The organism is Cytobacillus solani (assembly GCF_001420595.1).
Classification (GTDB): Bacteria; Bacillota; Bacilli; order Bacillales; family Cytobacillaceae; genus Cytobacillus; species Cytobacillus solani.
Window position 1 is genome coordinate 4,524,791 of sequence record NZ_LJIX01000006.1, and the last position, 18,131, is coordinate 4,542,921.

General features: G+C 40.0%; 14 protein-coding genes. 7 read left to right on the top strand and 7 right to left on the bottom strand.

The features are described from left to right. Nucleotides 1-200: 200 nt before the first annotated feature. Genes AN957_RS24355 through AN957_RS24365 form a run of 3 tightly spaced genes read right to left on the bottom strand, consistent with a single transcriptional unit; the run spans nucleotide 201 to nucleotide 2,557 of the window. Nucleotides 201-413 (bottom strand): hypothetical protein, encoded by a 213-nt coding sequence (locus tag AN957_RS24355; protein WP_053478700.1) that lies wholly within the window; start codon nucleotides 411-413, stop codon nucleotides 201-203. Continuing rightward, on the bottom strand, nucleotides 410-1,651 hold the full coding sequence (locus AN957_RS24360) for a DUF4062 domain-containing protein (protein ID WP_082446738.1): 1,242 nt from the start codon (nucleotides 1,649-1,651) through the stop codon (nucleotides 410-412). The genes AN957_RS24355 and AN957_RS24360 overlap by 4 nt, the downstream gene beginning before the upstream one ends. Nucleotides 1,652-1,702: 51 nt before the next feature. Next, nucleotides 1,703-2,557: an alpha/beta hydrolase gene (locus AN957_RS24365; protein ID WP_053478698.1), complete on the bottom strand. Its 855-nt coding sequence runs from the start codon at nucleotides 2,555-2,557 to the stop codon at nucleotides 1,703-1,705. 342 nt (nucleotides 2,558-2,899) lie between these two features. Here AN957_RS24365 and fdrA point away from each other — a divergent pair, with 342 nt between their 5' ends. The 7 genes from fdrA to AN957_RS24400 all read left to right on the top strand — a co-directional run bounded on the left by fdrA (nucleotide 2,900) and on the right by AN957_RS24400 (nucleotide 13,018). Then, on the top strand, nucleotides 2,900-4,648 hold the full coding sequence (fdrA, locus tag AN957_RS24370) for an acyl-CoA synthetase FdrA (protein WP_056686597.1): 1,749 nt from the start codon (nucleotides 2,900-2,902) through the stop codon (nucleotides 4,646-4,648). 180 nt (nucleotides 4,649-4,828) lie between these two features. Further along, nucleotides 4,829-6,094: a YlbE family protein gene (locus tag AN957_RS24375; RefSeq protein WP_056686600.1), complete on the top strand. Its 1,266-nt coding sequence runs from the start codon at nucleotides 4,829-4,831 to the stop codon at nucleotides 6,092-6,094. A gap of 7 nt (nucleotides 6,095-6,101) precedes the next feature. Then, entirely contained in the window at nucleotides 6,102-7,007 is a 906-nt protein-coding gene (locus AN957_RS24380; RefSeq protein ID WP_082446740.1) for an oxamate carbamoyltransferase subunit AllH family protein, read from the top strand. A gap of 3 nt (nucleotides 7,008-7,010) precedes the next feature. Next, entirely contained in the window at nucleotides 7,011-7,949 is a 939-nt protein-coding gene (gene arcC, locus AN957_RS24385) for a carbamate kinase (RefSeq protein WP_056686607.1), read from the top strand. Nucleotides 7,950-8,050: 101 nt separating this feature from the next. Beyond that, the gene (locus AN957_RS24390) at nucleotides 8,051-10,690 is read left to right on the top strand and encodes a sensor histidine kinase (RefSeq protein WP_056686610.1); all 2,640 of its coding nucleotides are present in this window, start codon (nucleotides 8,051-8,053) and stop codon (nucleotides 10,688-10,690) included. Beyond that, on the top strand, nucleotides 10,662-11,375 hold the full coding sequence (locus AN957_RS24395) for a response regulator transcription factor (protein WP_056686613.1): 714 nt from the start codon (nucleotides 10,662-10,664) through the stop codon (nucleotides 11,373-11,375). Before AN957_RS24390 ends, AN957_RS24395 begins: the two co-directional genes overlap by 29 nt. Nucleotides 11,376-11,761: 386 nt before the next feature. Next, complete coding sequence (locus tag AN957_RS24400) at nucleotides 11,762-13,018, top strand: MFS transporter (protein WP_056686615.1); 1,257 nt, start codon at nucleotides 11,762-11,764, stop codon at nucleotides 13,016-13,018. Nucleotides 13,019-13,077: 59 nt separating this feature from the next. Here the strand turns inward: AN957_RS24400 and AN957_RS24405 are convergent, their stop codons facing one another. The 4 genes from AN957_RS24405 to AN957_RS24420 form a co-directional block, all read right to left on the bottom strand. Next, complete coding sequence (locus AN957_RS24405; RefSeq protein ID WP_053478690.1) at nucleotides 13,078-14,805, bottom strand: alpha/beta hydrolase; 1,728 nt, start codon at nucleotides 14,803-14,805, stop codon at nucleotides 13,078-13,080. Between the two features lie 93 nt (nucleotides 14,806-14,898). Beyond that, on the bottom strand, nucleotides 14,899-15,849 hold the full coding sequence (locus tag AN957_RS24410; RefSeq protein ID WP_056686618.1) for an N-acetylglucosamine kinase: 951 nt from the start codon (nucleotides 15,847-15,849) through the stop codon (nucleotides 14,899-14,901). Then, the gene (gene argH / locus AN957_RS24415) at nucleotides 15,842-17,365 is read right to left on the bottom strand and encodes an argininosuccinate lyase (protein ID WP_172797675.1); all 1,524 of its coding nucleotides are present in this window, start codon (nucleotides 17,363-17,365) and stop codon (nucleotides 15,842-15,844) included. The genes AN957_RS24410 and argH overlap by 8 nt, the downstream gene beginning before the upstream one ends. A gap of 24 nt (nucleotides 17,366-17,389) precedes the next feature. Beyond that, the gene (locus AN957_RS24420; RefSeq protein ID WP_053478688.1) at nucleotides 17,390-18,121 is read right to left on the bottom strand and encodes a creatininase family protein; all 732 of its coding nucleotides are present in this window, start codon (nucleotides 18,119-18,121) and stop codon (nucleotides 17,390-17,392) included. Nucleotides 18,122-18,131: the final 10 nt, after the last annotated feature.

The following is an 18,131-nucleotide window of genomic DNA, read 5'->3' on the forward strand; positions in this document are numbered from 1 at the left end:
AACTTGAGCTAACTTCGGACTTGATCGAGCTTTTTCTCCTGATCTTGTCTGAACTTGAGCTAGCTTCGGACTTGTTCCAGTCTTCTCCTCCTAAAAGTGTCTGAACTTAAACCAGCATCAGACTCTCGTTACGGCTTTCTACTTCTAATTTAGTCAAAATTACACAAAAAAATTGCAGGGAAGATGATCTTCTCTACAATTTATGCATTTCTAAACATTCTCGTTGGACGAGGCATGATTTTATCTGATTCTTTTAATACTTTATTTAATGTATCAATGTTGTTGGCTACGGAATCACTGAAGCTGCGTGGGCCTAAGATTTTCCCTTTGTTTTTCTGGATGACTTTTCCTGCCGGGGAACGTCTAGAAACAATGGTGCCAGAGCTATGATAACTTACTCGTTCTTTGCTCATTTTGTCCCTCCTATCAGCATAATCAAAAATTGAAAGAAATAGCCACTTTCGTTTATTATAGCATATTCAATCTCATCTGAATATGCGCGAACTTGTTCTTTAGACCACCAATCGATGAACGTAAAATGAAGGCAGAGCACATATTCACCTATTGGTTCGGTGATATAGAGTGTCTGTTTTTCTTCTAAAAAGGCAATTAGTCGTTCTTGATTATTATATGCTTCAACAACAAATACATCCTCCGATTCGGTCAAATCGAAAAAGTCAGGTGCTGTTATGTCACCACATTCAGCCATTCGCTTTAAGTAAGTTCCATCATATTTATAAAGGGAAGCTGCTAAGCATTCAGAAACCGTGTTCACGTGGATCGGGTTTGTATCCGGCGTTTGCACAATCGCCCTCGGTTCATCAAGAAACAGCAAACCGCTTTTTAAAAAATTAGACCATTCTCTTTTCGTATTTTGCACGATTGAATTTCTTTTATCCAGCATAATTAGTGTATAATCTGCATAATTTAACAAGAAAGATGCTTGTCCTTTAAGCTCCTCCAATTGATCCCTTTCTTCTATGAGACCAACAACGGACCTTAGTGACGTGCTGAGCATCGCTGAAATTGTGCTTGCCTCTTTTTCAGAACGGGAGATATTAAAATCATAAAGCCATTTTCCATTTGAATAAATATCATAGAGGAACGCCCATACAAATAGATCAGCAATTTCCAGCAGGCTTTTCGCGATTCCATCCTGCTTTAATTGTTCTTGCATCCAGTCTTTTAGCGGGTCAAACGGAGACCCAGGCAGCCGGTGATGGTCCCTTAAATAAATATCATATAAATTCTTAAATTCCTTTTGCAGCAGCTTAAAATTATTTTTGATCTCAGGCGATACAAAAACAAGGATATGCTTTTTCTCTAACAGCGCAGCTTTATATTCAAGATAGGTTGGCGTTACATTACCACGCAACAGCCTTCGACTGGCACCTGATTTCTTATTAATCAGCAAAACAAACACATCACTGGATTTGACAACGTCCTGACACTGTTTAAGTGTATCCTTCTCCCAAGTGCCAAAGTCCCCGTCTTCAAAAATCGGTACTTCATGTCCACTTTCTTCGAGATGCTTTTTGATCAACTTCCTTGGCCCTTTAAGATCCTCTTCATAAGCGGAGCTAATAAAAATTCTTGTTTTATTGATCAGCGGAAACTCCCCCTTCCCCCTTAGGTTAGTTACCCATATTATACCATTATACTAACAAGCAAATACCTAATAGACTGAAAATTTAATTATATTTTACAGCCTCTCCTTTAAAAATCTAAGGACTTCCTCAAACGCTTCAGCAACAACGGGATCTCCCATATCCTCATCAAATGAATGCTTGCCGTTTTTAATTGTAATGAACTTATTTGTAATACCTGCCTTGTTAAGTGCCTCGCTCATGGATACGGACTGTTCGTAAGGAACATCCTCATCGGCATCTCCGTGCAAAAGGAGCGTTGGCGGATAGTTTTCATCTATTTTTTTTAATGGACAAAAAGGATCGAGTGTCTCTTCGTTCTTATTGGTTAAATAGTCGACCCATTGTCCTTGCTGACGACAGTATAAGTAAATAGCGAAGCGGCGTTCGATTGGTCCTTCAGATATGGGCTGCTTTTGAATGAGCTGTTGTACAAGAACTTCTGGAACAGTTGTCATTTTTGAAAAATAAGGACTAGGCTTTCGATACCAATCCCCAGCAATATCCCCGTAGCCATAAAAAGAAACAATCGCTTTCGGGCGAACTTGAAAAGTACCAGATAATAATGCGAGATAACCCCCCGCTGAACTGCCGATTACGGCTATTCGTTCAGGATCAAAATTGAACTGATTTACTCCTCGATCTTTTAACCAAATTAGAACATCCTCAATATCTTCTTTAATGGCTGGCAGCTTGGATTCAGGTGCTAAACGGTAATCAATTGTGCATACGTGATAGCCTGCCTGTAAATAAAGATTTATTTGTTCCTCTTTCATATCCGTTCTTGTTCCAAAGATTAAGCCTCCCCCATGAATATAAACAACGAGTGGCGCATGCTTCTCCTCAATGGAATAAAAATCCCCTTTGATTTTACAGCCATCTACTTCCTTATATATAAATGTTGTTTTCATTACATATCCTTCCTTTCATTTACTCGTTAACGTTTTTAATTATAGTACATCGATGGTAGAAACAAATGAATGGAGTAAATCTTTAATGTTTTTGCAATGTAAACCCTTTCAATTTTATTCGATTGTTATGCCTGATTTCCTATAATGCAACTGAGGTTAAGTTATTGTTTATTTATTTACCGAAGGCTCTTTTTAAAAATAGGGTTGGGTAGAGGTTGACTTCTGCTCCAGTCAACTGAACCTTTTTTGCAGCATGGATCTTTCACACGATAGAGGGCCTTTCTAAAGAATCTACTTTGTTCAAATGCAGCAAACCGAAAAATAAAACCGAGGTGATAACAAGTGATTTATACGATTGTAAAAAAGAACTCGTATCAAGACTCTATTAATCTAATGTTATTAACAAATTCAATCTCTACGATTGAAGGTGTCAACAAGGCTCAAATCATGATGGGAACACCAGCGAATAAAGATATCTTTAAAACTGCTGGCTTGTATTCAGAAGAGCTGGAAACAGCAGAATCGAATGATATGGCCATTGTGGTTGATACAGATGATGAGAATAAAATGAGTGAGGTATTGGAAAAGGTTGAGCAATACTTGAAAGACCAATCCATCAGTAACAAAGGAAACGATTTTGAAACGGTCCGCACATGGGATCGAGCAAAAAAAGCATTGCCTGATGCGACATTAGCTTTAATTTCCGTCCCTGGCCAATATGCGGCTGAAGAAGCTGAAAAAGCATTGGACTTAGGTTTGCATACGTTCATTTTCAGTGACAATATGCCAATTGAAGATGAAGTAAGACTAAAGAAAAAGGCACATGAAAAAGGCTTGCTTGTCATGGGGCCAGATTGTGGAACAGGAATATTGGATGGCGTTCCCATTGCATTTGCGAACGTTGTTAAAAAAGGACGCATCGGAATTGTTGGTGCATCAGGAACTGGGATTCAAGAGGTAACAGCGATTATTGACCGTCTTGGCGAAGGGGTTAGCCATGCGATTGGTACGGGCGGCCGCGATTTGAAGGAACCTGTTGGCGCCATCACAATGATGGACGGAATCCGCGCATTAGAAAATCACCAGCAAACAGATATCATTGTTGTTATTTCTAAGCCGCCTGCAAAAGAAGTACGTAATGAAGTTGTTGATTTGCTTCATAGCGTTTCAAAGCCTGTCGTTACGATTTTCCTAGGCGAAAAGCCAACTCAGCATGAAGGAAATGTATACCAAGCATACACGCTAGAAGAAACAGCTCGCATTGCTGTTGACTTAGCAAAAGGAAACGAAATCAAAGCCGATTACAATCAAGGCAATTTTGAAGCAGCTAATACAGACTTAAAACCAAGCCAAAGAACAATTAAAGGACTATTCTCAGGTGGAACATTAGCGTCAGAAGCGGCCGTATTAATTTCTGATGCATTAGGATTAGGATCAGCCATAACAAACGAAGATGGCTATGTCTTAAAGAAAGATGGCCACATCGTTGTGGACCTTGGCGATGACAAATATACACAAGGAAAACCGCATCCAATGATCGACCCTGAGACGAGAGCTAGATTTATTGATGAGGCTGGAGCTGACGAACAAACAGCAGTCATCCTTCTTGATTTCGTACTTGGCTATGGCTCACATGATGATATGGCGAGTGCCCTTTTACCATCGATTCAAAAAGCCGTTTCTCACGCGCATAATGAAGGCCGTACATTGCATGTAGTCGCTTCTGTTTGTGGAACAGAAACGGATCCGCAAGATTACCAAGCTCAAAAGAAAAAGCTTGCTGAAGCAGGCATCATCGTGAAGGACAGCAATAACGAAGCGGTAAGAACAGCTCTAGCAATCGTAGGCTTAAAGGTAAAAGATGTGCAGAAAGCTCATGTGGATGCAAAAGCACCAGCAAAGGCATTCGATTTAACCGTATCTAAAGAAATGGAAGCATTAGTGAACAATAAACCAAGTGTCATCAATGTAGGCTTAAAGAGCTTTACTGATTCCATCACAGCGTATGGTGGCCGTGTCGTTCAGTTTGACTGGAGACCAATTGCTGGCGGAAACGAAAAAATGAGAAAAATCTTGGCTCTTTTAAAATAAGAAAAGCGCAAGCGCCTTGTTCACCGCCGTACAAACTGGAAGGGCCCCGACTGAGATAAAGGAGACACAATGAGTGAAGCGAATTGATGTCGACTTATCGTAGGGAGGGGACCTGAAGTTTGATAGGCGATAGGCGCTGGAGCTAGACAATACCTATTAAATATACGAGGAGGATTTCACATGAAATACAATTCAATGGATGAAGCAAACAGAGCGGTAATTGAAAAGATTTCTGGATCTGCGCCATTCCTTGTGGATGTCGTTCCAGCTAAGGATAAAATCAAAGAATTAACTGAAGGAAAAGTACTTTTGCATGCTGGACCACCTATTAAATGGGAAGATATGACGGGACCCATGCAAGGTTCGTGTATCGGTGCTGCCCTTTTTGAAGGCTGGGCTAACACAGAGGAAGAAGCTAAACAAATGCTTGAAAATGGCGAAGTGACCTTTATTCCTTGCCATCATGTAAATGCAGTTGGTCCAATGGGTGGGATCACCTCTGCGAATATGCCGGTATTTGTCGTAGAAAATCGTTCAGAAGGAAATGAAGCTTACTGCATCATGAACGAAGGAATCGGTAAAGTACTTCGTTTCGGCGCTTACTCTGAAGAAGTAATCAATCGCTTAAAGTGGCAGAAAAATGTATTAGGGCCAACCCTTTCAAAGGCATTAAAGCTAACAGATAACGGACTAAATTTAAATGTAATGATTGCTAAGGCCATCACTATGGGTGACGAGTTCCACCAGCGGAATATCGCAGCATCCCTAATCTTCCTTAAAGAAATCAGTCCATATATTGTGCAAGTAGAAGATATCGATAACAAGGACTTAAAGGATGTTATTAAGTTCTTAGCTGATACGGATCAATTCTTCTTAAATATTGCGATGGCAACTAGTAAAGCTGTCCTTGATGGTGCAAGAAAAATTGAAGAAGGTACAGTTGTTACAGCGATGTGCCGTAACGGGAAGGACTTTGGCATTCGTATTAGCGGAATGGGCGATGAATGGTTTACTGCTCCAGTTAATACACCACAAGGACTGTTTTTCACTGGCTATTCTCAAGATGATGCAAACCCGGATATTGGGGATAGTGCGATTACCGAAACATTTGGTGTCGGCGGGATGGCAATGATTGCGGCTCCTGGTGTAACACGCTTCGTTGGTGCTGGCGGCTTCAGTGATGCACTTACAACAAGCAACGATATGATGGAAATTTGTATCGATCAAAACAGCAACTTTACGATTCCAACTTGGGATTTCCAAGGGGCTTGCCTCGGAATAGATGCACGTAAAGTCGTTGAAACAGGAATTGAGCCTGTCATTAATACAGGAATTGCTCATAAACAAGCAGGTGTTGGACAGGTTGGTGCGGGAACAGTTCGTGCTCCGAAGGAATGCTTCGAGAAAGCGCTTGAAGCATATGCGGTTAAATTAGGCCTCATCTAATGAGCCGATGCTAAAATCTCAAACAATGTATGCAGAGGAATATGAACGGACTATTCCTCTCTTCCTTATAGAAAACCCGAGTGGATCTGTTCATAGCCTATTTCAAAATGGGCTGAACATTCGGATGGGCAAGCGTTTGTTTTTTATCGGTACAGATAAAAACGGGAAGCTTCCCTTTGGCATTCATCTTCAAAAGGAAGCCATTCAGAAACTGCTGGCTTCTATTCAAATGCCAGCTGCTGTCCATTGGGATGAAGAAACAAAGCAGCTGACGTTTGAAAATAGCCATATAGCAATTAGTTTTACAAAAGGAGCACCCTACTCAAACAATATTCATTTTACGGAGAAAGAGATATCCACTCAATACTTAGAAACATTCATTAAAATCCTAGCTGTTGAAGGAGAAAAAACAGGTTTAGATCTTGATATTGAACAATTTCTTCTAGAATACCTTCGTATTCAAAAAGAGAAATGCTCTACTTCTGCAAATGAAGTTTACCGTTTAATGGAGGTACTCTCTTCCCAAGACATATCCGAAATAGACAGAGTTATACGCTATTTCTTAGGCAGAGGAAGAGGCCTGACCCCATCAGGAGATGACCATCTTGTTGGTTTGCTAGCCATTCATGCAATCACTGGCATATGCAGCCCGCTTTTTCTGCAAACGATTCAAGGCATTCTTCAGCATGAATCCGTTACTACAGATATTGCCAGAGAGTATCTGCTCTATGCATTAAAAGGCGAGTTCAGCTCTACTATTATAAATATCTTAAATAGTTTAGCAGAAAAGGATAAGCAGGCAGATGTAGAATCTCATCTTTCGCAATTACTTACCGTTGGTCATAGCTCTGGAATAGATACAGCATTCGGGCTATTAATCGGATTATTAACAATGAAAAATTGGAGGAAATAATAGATGGCAGAAAAAGTAGTCATTGCACTAGGTGGAAATGCAATCTTACAACCGAAGCAAGAAGCAACCTATGAAAATCAATTAGAAAATGTACGTAAAAGCAGTGAAATCATTGCCCGTATCGTAGAAAATGGCCATAATGTCATTGTTACACACGGGAATGGTCCGCAAGTAGGTAACATTCTGCGCCAAAATGAAGAAGCGAAGGACATCGTTCCTCCTTTCCCATTAGATGTGTGCAGTGCAGAATCACAAGGATTCATCGGCTATATGATGGATCAAACATTGAAAAACGAATTACACAAGCTCGGCTTAAATCATTCTGTTGTCAGCATGCTGACACAAACAGAAGTATCAGCCGATGATCCAGCTTTCCAAGATCCTTCCAAACCAATCGGTGTCTTTTTCACGGAAGAAGAAGCAAAGCAATTAGCTGAGGAAAAGAACTGGATCGTAAAAGAAGATGCTGGACGAGGCTGGAGACGTGTCGTTCCTTCTCCAATGCCGAAGTCTATTCTAGGCTCTGAAACAATTAAACAATTAACGGATGCAAATACGATTGTTATTTCTGCCGGCGGAGGAGGAATCCCGGTCGTAAAGAACGAGGAGGGAGCCCTTACTGGAATTGAAGCTGTAATCGATAAGGACCGCAGTGCCTTTAAATTAGCAGAAGAGGTAAAGGCAGATGCTTTCATGATTTTAACTGACGTGCAAAATGTGTATGTAAACTACGGCAAGCCTGATCAAAAGGCATTAACACATATTACCCTTGAAGAAGCAAAGCAATATGTGGAAGAAGGGCAATTCTCAGCTGGAAGCATGGGGCCTAAAATGGAGGCTGCTATTCAATTTGCTGAGCTGGGTGGAAGAGCAATTATTTGTTCACTAGATCAAGCAGACCTTGCCATGGAAGGAAAAGCTGGCACACAAATTACAAAATAATTTAAAATTATTATATAATATGGTATCTGTTCATGCTAAATTTTTATTATAAGCTAGCACAGATACCATTTTTCTCATCCAATCAATAGAGGAGGCCAATCATGAGAAAGGCACGCTCCTTAAAAAAAGAACTTATTTATTCCTTTTTAATCATTGCCTTTTTTTCAATCGCCATCCTTGGCGTTTTTCAAATTTATCAATTATCATCTTTAATTAATGAGAATCAGAGATACCAAGCACAGACGGCGAAATATCTCGCAGATTATATTGACAATTATGTATTAGACTATAAAAAAGCCATTCAAACAGAAGCGCTGAATGTGAAAGAGCCCTTTTTAAATAATGATATTCCTGGCATTCAAAAACAATTGAAGGATATAAAAACGAACTATCCCGGTTTCGTCAATATGTACGTTGGGGATAGCAAAGGACAATCGATTGTTTTTTACCCTGAATCCTATACAGACGGGGTTAAAAGGAAAAATCATAATTTCAGTGATCGCTATTATTATAAGGAATTATTGAAAACAAAGGAAACAGTCATTTCCCCAGTTTATCACGGGAGAGGCGGGACAGATATTTTGCTAGTCGCTATCGTTTCCCCGATCCTGGATGATGAAGGCGAACTAGTTGGTTATGTACTTGGAGCTCTAGATTTAAATGCATTAGGTGAGCATATTAAAAATCGCACCTTTGGGGATGGCGGATATGCAGTGGTCATTGACCAAGAGAAAAACGTCGTCGTTCACCCTGAAGTCGATACGAGAAGAGAGTTAGTGAATCTGAGCGAGTCTGCTATTGTTCAATATATTAAAGAACAGCAGAATAAAAGCGGAAGCAGCTATTTTGAACTGGATAATCTGCATGAAGATGTCTACGTTACTTATGAGAAAATAAACCATCTTGATTGGGTTGTATGGGTAAGTAAGCCAACAGATGCCATTACTTCAACCTATAAAAATGCCATTCTCTTAATTATCGTTTTCCTCCTTATTACAGCCCTTATCATGGTGATTGTCAGCCTTTACTTAACGGATCGCTTAGAACGGACGATAAGATATTTATTAAATTATATAAAGGACTATACAAAGGGCATCAAGGAGGATGCAACGGTAAAGAAGAAAATTCAAGGTCCTCAAGAAATGGAAGAGCTATTCTATTATTTCAATCATATGATTGATGAAGTAGAAAAAAACCGCACGGAATTAATCGAATTAAACAAAGAGCTTGAAGCGAGAGTTGAAGAGCGAACGACTACGTTGAAGAATAAAAACTTAGAGCTGAAGGCAGTAAACAAATTAATTACCTCTGTTTCTTCTAATAAGGATTTAGCTCATTTTATTCAGCATTGTTTAAAAGAAATAGAGCCTTTCATGGATTATTCCATCCATGTGTTTTTCCATGATTTAGCCGTTACAACGAATACGATTCATACGAAGCAAAATTTACTGCAATATCTGAGCAAAAATATTGTAGGCGAACAGCAGTACATCGAACCGATTCAGATTGAAAAAAACAATAAAGGCTTCTTAATTGTGGATCTTATGAACAAGCAATCAATGACAGCAAGCCAGCAGGAATTTCTCCGGACTTTTGCGAGCTCCTTAGCGGTCATGCTGCAAAATAAGTTCCTATTTGAACAAATCCGCAATAAACATGCTGTGTTAGCTGCGGTATTGGAAAGCATGTCGGAAGGATTAATGCTTGTCAATAACCAAAAAGAGGTTGAATATGTGAATGAGTTCTTTCTTTCTACCGTTAAAATGGGAAAAGAGAAGGAATTAGTCAGCTTTAATGATGTGTATCGACAATTTATCAACATATTTGATGTTGACCCTGAAGAGCTGTCTGCCTTCTTTGCTAATAAAAAGAAGGAATTAAAATTAGAGTATAAGGCTCGGCAAAAGAAGCCTAAATATTATATTCTTCATAAATTTTCTGTCATGCTCGATGAGGACGTGATTGGCGAAGGCTTATTATTGCGTGATATCACGAAGGAAGAGGAAATTGATACATTAAAAAACAATTTAATCTCGCTTACCTCTCATGAATTTAAAACACCGATTACAAACATTAAGGGCAGTGTGGAAACATTGCTGCGTCCTGAAGTTGAATGGGAACCGGATTTTCAGCAGGAGCTGTTAGAGGGTGTGCATGAAGATATTGAAAGGATTCTTCATTTAGTCAATGACTGGATGGACATCTCAAAGATTGAATCAGGAACGATGTACGTGGAGCGTAATATGGTCCGGGCAAGCGATCTTATCGAAAAATCAATGGAGCAAATTCCTCTTGCCTTACGTGAAGATGCAAGCTTTCATTTCCATAATAAGCTTGGAAAAGATTTTACCTTCTATGCGGATAAGATTCGCGTTCAACAAGTGTTAGTTAATTTAATTACAAATGGTCTGCGCTATAATGATGCGAGCTTAAAGGAAATTGATATTACGTTAGATATAGAAGAGAATGATGTAACTATAGCCGTTTCTGACAATGGAATTGGCATCTCAGAAGATCATATGACGAAAATATTTAATCATTTTTATCAGGTTGATGTAACAGCAACAAGGCGGACAGGCGGGACAGGCCTTGGTCTTGCGATATGTGTTGGAATTATGGAAGCACATGAAGGGAAAATCGAAGCGATTAGTGAGTCTGGAAAAGGAAGTACATTTATCTTATATTTTCCCAATAAAAGAGGGAGGGACATAGATGAAAAATCAAAAGATTTGTATCGTTGATGATGAACCGAAAATTCTGCGATTTATTTCTGCAAACTTAAAATCCATCGGATACGAGGTATCTACTGTTAGCTCAGGAGAAGAATTATTTGAGAAATTCGATCTAATTTCCCCTGATTTAATTTTGCTCGATATCATGATGCCAGGTCAGGACGGCTTTTATGTATTGGAGAAGCTGCGAAAGTTTTCGAATGTACCTGTTATTATGCTTACTGCTAGAAGTAACGCCAAGGATAAAGTACAGGGATTAAATGTTGGAGCAGATGATTATTTAACAAAGCCGTTTTCATTAGATGAACTCTTTGCACGTGTGAATGCCGTGTTAAGAAGGACCCAGGCCAGCTTTGCTGATCCGCAGTCGGCGGCCACACCGATTATTCGCACTGGGGTCTTAGCTATTGATCTTGGAAGTAAGCGATGCTGGATTAAGGATGAGGAGTTTAAGCTCACACAAACCGAATATTCGGTAATGGAAATTTTAGCTCTTAACCTTGATAAAGTTGTCCAGCATGAAATATTGCTTTCAGAAGTTTGGGGACCGCAATATCGAGATGACATCGAATATTTACGTGTGGGCATTGCACGAATCCGCAGAAAAATAAAAGAGCATCTGCAGAATAAAGAGGAATATATTGTTACCTATCCTGGCCTTGGTTATATGCTGAGGAGTGTTCCACAAGAATAGGCTTTAAGACCGTATTGCTAATAAGCAGTACGGTTTTTTTTTACAAGATAAGAATGGATAACTTTGGAGTTAGAGAATTGTCTAGCGCAAGCGTCCTATCGCCTATCAAACTTCAGGTCCCCTCCCTACGATAAGTCGACATCCTTTCGCTCCACTCATTGTGTCTCCTTTATCGAAAGAACCGGCCCTTCCAGTTTGTACGGCGATGACCAAGGCGCTTGCGCTTTTCTAATTGACTTTTCATCACATTTTAATCTTTTTGCAATGTAAACCCTTTCATTTTTATTCGTCTGCAATGCTTTTTATCCTATAGTTTGGATGAGGTTGAAATATTATTTTTTTACTTAAGATCCATACAAATAAATCTAAATTAGGAGGAAAAGAAAATGGCTAAAGTTTTGAATCAAGATGAGCCAGTACCTGCATCTAAGGGTGGGATTCCGTATTGGGTTAAAATCACGATTGTATTCTTTCTAGGCTGGGTTGCCCTATATGCAACGCGTGCCATTCTTAACCCGGTCATGGACAATATCCAAGCAGAGTTTAGTTTATCTGCTGCACAACTAGGTTTAATCAGCAGTATTTTCTTCATTGGATATGCGGGACTAAACGTCCCATCTGGGATACTAGGAGATAAGATTGGAAAGAAAAAAGTCCTTGTTCCTGGTGTTATTCTTTTCGGTATTATGGCCGCAGTAACAGGTATGATGCCTTCGTTTACACTTTTCATGATTGCTTGGTTATTAGTTGGGATTTTTCAAGGTTTCTATTATGGCCCACAGTATGGGTTATCATCTGAAGCGATTCCCAAAAAGCATATTACTTTAGGAAGTGCGATTATTAACAGTGGAATGGCATTTGGTTTATCAGCTGGGTACTTCATTTCTAGTTACACAGTTGGCACACTTGGAATGAGCTGGAGAGCACCCTTTTATGTCATTGCTATCCCAGTAGTTCTTATTGGTTTGGCTATGTGGTGGGTCATAAAAGAAAGGCCAAAAACAGCTGCAGGAGATTCAGCTGGAGAAGCGAAACCAAAGCTTAAAATGAAAGAGCTTTTTAGCAGAAACTTAGTTTTTGCATACATTACTATTTTCTGTGCGATTTATGCATTCTTCGTGGTTGTTACTTGGATTCCATATTACTTGCAGCATGCAAGAGGAATTGATGGAACAGAGGTTGCCGTTGTTTCTTCATTAGTTCCATGGGCAGCCATTCCAGGATCCATTCTTTTTAGCTGGATTGCTGATAGAATGGGAAAACGCCGTCCAGTCTTGCTAGTGATGCTTCCACTTTCTATTATTGCAATTGTTTCAATCGTTGCATTTGATAGTATGTGGGTATTATACGCAGCTTTAATCGGTTACGGTATTTTCGGTAAAATTAGTACGAACCCAGTGCTTGTTGCGGTCGTAGCTGATAACGCTCCAAAACATGCATTAAGTACTGCATTTGGTTTCTATAACTTTATCGGCATGTGCGGATCCATATTGGCTCCATATATTACTGGATTCCTTACAGATGTCACAGGTACATTGAATGCTGGATTCTATTTCGCAGGAGTTCTTTTAGTCATCGGTACGATTTCTGTATTATTCATTAAAGAGAATAACCGTCCGAATGTGGAAGGTGCGGCAAGTTAAATAAACAAATAGAAAAGATCCCGAATCTCATATGATCGATTCGGGATCTTTTCTATTATTTATTGAAGTTCCTTTAATTTCGCTTTTGATGGGGTTTTATAGTTCACATAGCCCTTCATGTTAGTAATATAGTGATTATCCCCAAGCCCATATTGCCCACCGAACTTGTCATCGTATTTATATACTCGATATTGTTCCCCAGGCTTTAGCACTTTTACAAATGTAAGCTTATCCCCTTCACGTTTCCAAAGATTAATAGGCTTCACCACTTCAATCTTGCCAATTTGTCCTTTTTTCATTAACAAGCCATCCCAATAAACCTTTGGTGCCGGCTTCTGCTCCTCAGGCTTTGGTTCCGGTTTATCTTCATCAGATTTAATGCTGCCTGTTGTCACCCACCCAGCAATATCGGATAGGAATGACTGCGGGACATTTCCTGGTGTCATATATTCCGTCATCCAGTTCGGCTCACCAGGATAATCAACTAGTGTGTGGAACATATTTGGGTATAATTTATAATCCACATTATCGCGGTTTTTTAAGGCAGATTTCCATGCTTCAAATTCTGAGGCAGGAACTTGAAGATCCTTTCCTCCCTGTAATAGCAAGGTTGGAATATCCTGCTTCTTTGCTAACTCTGTTGGGACATAGTCACGCAGATCAAACCACCAATAACCAGGCTGTAATAGAAAATCAGCTGGGATATTTTCCTTCGTATGCTTCGGATCCTTTAAAATTCCAAATTGCTTTTGATAGGTTGATAGCGTCTCTTTTAAAGCATTGATTTGCTCCTTTGGTGCCTGCATTTTTTCAGCGAGCTTCAATTGCTCCTCCATTTGCCACAGCATCAGATCATGAAATTTCCCTGCAGGTCCAGCAACACCAATAACCCCTTTAATATCTTTTTTCTTATCATTTTCCACTATTAATGGCAGGGCGAACGCACCTTGGCTATGCCCCAAAACGAAGATATTCTTCGAGTCAATCTCAGGGAGTGACTTCAGTTTATCAACTGCAAGGTTTGCATCAATGACGGTTTCCTCTTGAATGGAGAATTTCGGTTCCATTCCCGCCTTAACCGTATGAGCTCTTGTTCGTTTGTCATAGCGCAATACAGCAATTCCGTCATTGGCAAGACCGGCAGCGATATCACGGAAAGGCTTGAAGACCGTCATCGTCTCATCCATATCATTCGGACCGGATCCGTGAACGAGAACAACAACCGGGAATGGCCCTTTTCCTTTAGGGACCGTCAGTACCCCAGGTAAGGCATACTTTCCCTCACCGATAACTACTTGTTTTTCTGTATAGTTTTCAGGGTGATTATACGCTGGATTTAGGAAGCTTCCAGGCGATGAGATGACATCAAACAAGAAATCATCTATCTTCCCTTCCCTATTAAACTTTATCACTTGTTTATAAGAACCTTGTTCCGCTTTAACAATAAACGTAACTTTCTTATGTACCCCATCATCTTTTACATCTTCAAATGAAGTTTCTTTCACTTCACCGTATGGAGTCGAGAGCTGTGTCCATAATGAGGAAAGAGTCTCTTTCGATACAGCAGATTGAAGATTATGACTTAATTGGGTATAAGCAGCATCCCATTTTTTTGCTTTTACAGACATTAGAAATTCCTTTGCCTGATTTTCATAGTTCATTTCATTTTTCACTTCTTGTGCCGATACATGATGTTCAGAGATGGTTAAACTGCCTGCAGCTCCCGTGAGTCCGAGTGATCCTGCTAGCATAAGCATGCTAATCGATTTCATTGCCTTTTTCGCCATTTCCATTCCTCCCATTTAACTTAGTCTACTTATTTAATACGATTGAGAATGGGAAATGGTTCATTTAAAGATAAAAAAAAAGGGGATTCCCCCCTAAAGATTTAAGCCCCGTTTAATGATAAAGGTAATCGGCTTTTGATCGGTATCAATAACTTTTACTCTCTCAGCTTTTCTTTTCAGGCAGTCTAGTACACGATTCCTAATATAGAGATTGTTTTGAATCACACCACCTTGTAGAATTAGCTGGAATTCTTCCCTTGCAATTCCCGCTTTATCAATTGTGGTTTCTAATAGAAGGGTTAGTTCGGATGCAGCATCGTCTAATATGCCTTTACTCACTTCATCACCCATTTTATACGCCTCTTCCACTAAAGTAGTAAGCGCACCTACATCGTCAACACAATAAGATGGACTATAAACCCAATTATAAAGGTCCTCTACTTTATTAAAGCCAAACTTCTGTAATATTAGCTTTGATAGGATCGTCTCTTTTTCTCTTCCATCATTCATCTTCAAAACGGATCGAATCGCTTCCTTCCCAATCCAATAGCCACTGCCCTCATCTCCAACTCTATATCCCCAGCCCCCCGTTCGAAAAAAGCTCCCGCGGCCGTCATGAGCAAATACGATCGATCCTGTTCCAGAGATTAAAAGAGCACCAGCCTTATTCTGTGTAGCACCTAATAAAGCAGATAAGCAATCATTCTCAACTAACAGCATATGAGTAGCTAACCCCAGCTGCTTAATGGTTGCTTCTACAATCTCTCTTACCTCTACCTCATCATTTGTCGTATCAATTCCTGCGAGTGCAAACACCGTTTTCTCAAACTGAACTGGACCGCTATTCCGTGCGGCAACTTCAACTAACGCTTCCTGGATAGATGTAACAAGCGCCTTTATAGCCAGTTCCTTCCCAATCACCTGATAATTAGAAGCACCTGCCTTGCCCTCTCCGAGAATCGAACCTGTACTATCCGTTATCACAGCTAGTGTCTTCGTTCCCCCTCCATCAACAGCAAGAAGATGAAAAGACTGATCATTCATTGACAATATTCCATTCTTTAATAATGGCTGTTACGTTTTCTTTTGATACTCGTAATTGCTCGTTCCTATCAATAAGCCAGTTTGACAAATCCGTCTGTTCAGCCAATCGGACTTTAATCGTTTTCTCTAATCTGCTTGGGCTTGGACCTCCTTGCAATGTACGAATTTGAACAAAATATTCTGGGCTTAGGCATTCTGATAATTCCTCTTTTGTCAAAGTAGAAGGTTTCCCAACAATTAATTTTGATTGGGCATTTAATAGATCAAGAGTAAGAGCTTCAAGAGACTTATTTCCGTTTTTCATTAATTCCTTTACTGTAGAGCTTACTACGTGGTGCGCTTGGCGAAATGAAAGCCCATCCGCTCTCACCATCGTATCAGCCAGTTCTGTTACATTCGCAAAGCTCTCTTTTGCACGTTTTAAAAGGTTTTCCTTATCTACTTCCATTGTTAATAAAACAGAAGATAATAGTTCATAGACGCCGCCTAACGTCTCCATGGACTTCCAAATATATGGCTGCATATCGTCTTCCGTATCGACAATATCCCCAAATGGCGTATTATGCAGCATAAGAAGGACGGTTTGACAATCGCCGGCAACACTGGATAAAAGTGCCCGCATATGCTCGATAGACACAGGGTTTCTTTTTTGAGGCATAATGGAACTAATTTGTACGTAAGGTGCTGAAAGGATAAAGGCTCCGAATTCTTGTGTTCCCCATAACAGGAAGTCCTGAATAGACCGTCCCAAATTCAAGGCTGAAAGCTGAACAGACGTAGCTACTTCCGCAATATAATCTGCTCCGGCAACGGCATCCCATGCATTATCAATCATGCCTTCAAACCCTAGCAGCTCTTTCACACGCTCCCGGTTAATAGCAAATCCCGAAGTAGTTAACGCTGCCGCTCCCATACTGCTTCGGTTCACGGTCTCATAAGCAGCCCGCAGCCGCTTAATATCACGAGTCAGCATATCCGTCATCGCATTAAAATAATGAGCGAGTGTAGTAGGCTGTGCTTGCTGCGTATGAGTGTATCCAATCATAATCGTATGTTTATGCTCATCAGAAAGTTCAATTAGAGCTTCTCGCAGTGTGAGGGCTTTCTCCAATAAGGTCAAAATCTTTTTCCTTAGCGTCATTCGGTAAATCGCAATGCCCATGTCATTTCGGCTCCTGGCAATATGCAAATTACCCGCAATATCACCGGCATCTTCAATTAAGTCATGTTCTACCTGAAAAAACAAATCTTCAAATTGCGGATTGTAGTTCCCGGTCTTTATCTCTTCTGTATTTAAGCTGGAAACAGCTTTAGCAATCTTTTTTGCTTCTTCTTTCTCGACTAATCCCTCTTCAACAAGCATAATTAAATGGGCAAAATGAATATCAACCATTGAATCGATAAAGTGTTTCTTTGCCTCATTATAAGCTGGCTCTAACACCATAGAAGTATAGGTCTTAGATGGAAAGTGAGTGCCTTCTTTATCAATCATTCGTTCTCTAAGCGATGCTTTCACAGCAAACAGCCCTTTCCTGCAAATTTATTGATCTAACCAGTTTCTTATCAGCTCATTCATATGAATTGATGCTTTATCTACAATTTTCTTTCCAGCTTCCTCTGATGTTTGTTGAATGAGACCTGTATAGCCATCCCATGATTTTGGTGTTCCTTCCACAAGAATATAAGGAAAGCTGGAGAGTGGGGCAGCACCAATAAATTCTTCATCTTCTTTCCTTACCGTTACTAGGTCTGGACGGAAAGCTTTTACAGCAGACATTTCATATGGGCCCCCATGCCCCCGCCCGCTTGTATCTTTAAAACCAATTTCCTCAGCATCATCGATCTCAACCATTTGCCACCAATTAATCAGCAGAAAGCTTACATCCTTATGCAGGCCAGTTACATACTCCGCAACGGTTCTCGAAATTCCCATATTCCCATCATGAGCATTTAGAAGCAGAATCTTTTTAATTCCCTGATGGATAACACCTAATGTAAGATCAATTAAATACTCTTGAAAAATGCTTGGTCTAATCGAGATGGTTCCTGCATATTTAGATGTTTTTCCCGGACATGCTGTAAAAGGAATTGTTGGAAGAGTGACCCCTCCTAAGTTCGGGTCAATTTTTTCCGCGAATCCATCTGCCAAAAAAATATCCGTTCCTAAAGGAGAATGGGGACCATGATATTCGAAACTTCCAAGAGGTACAACAGCAAATGCGGCATTTTCTAATAATTCGAGATCTCTTCCATGAATTTCACTAGCCTTCAATGATAAAACC

What these genes read in the sequence shown, in the direction of transcription:
- AN957_RS24390 (WP_056686610.1), top strand. Translation starts at nt 8,051, where the DNA reads ATGAGAAAGGCACGCTCCTTAAAAAAAGAACTTATTTATTCCTTTTTA.
- AN957_RS24400 (WP_056686615.1), top strand. Translation starts at nt 11,762, where the DNA reads ATGGCTAAAGTTTTGAATCAAGATGAGCCAGTACCTGCATCTAAGGGT.
- AN957_RS24410 (WP_056686618.1), bottom strand. Translation starts at nt 15,849, where the DNA reads ATGAATGATCAGTCTTTTCATCTTCTTGCTGTTGATGGAGGGGGAACG.
- AN957_RS24375 (WP_056686600.1), top strand. Translation starts at nt 4,829, where the DNA reads ATGAAATACAATTCAATGGATGAAGCAAACAGAGCGGTAATTGAAAAG.
- AN957_RS24395 (WP_056686613.1), top strand. Translation starts at nt 10,662, where the DNA reads ATGAAAAATCAAAAGATTTGTATCGTTGATGATGAACCGAAAATTCTG.
- arcC (WP_056686607.1), top strand. Translation starts at nt 7,011, where the DNA reads ATGGCAGAAAAAGTAGTCATTGCACTAGGTGGAAATGCAATCTTACAA.
- AN957_RS24405 (WP_053478690.1), bottom strand. Translation starts at nt 14,805, where the DNA reads ATGGCGAAAAAGGCAATGAAATCGATTAGCATGCTTATGCTAGCAGGA.
- AN957_RS24380 (WP_082446740.1), top strand. Translation starts at nt 6,102, where the DNA reads ATGCTAAAATCTCAAACAATGTATGCAGAGGAATATGAACGGACTATT.
- AN957_RS24365 (WP_053478698.1), bottom strand. Translation starts at nt 2,557, where the DNA reads ATGAAAACAACATTTATATATAAGGAAGTAGATGGCTGTAAAATCAAA.
- AN957_RS24355 (WP_053478700.1), bottom strand. Translation starts at nt 413, where the DNA reads ATGAGCAAAGAACGAGTAAGTTATCATAGCTCTGGCACCATTGTTTCT.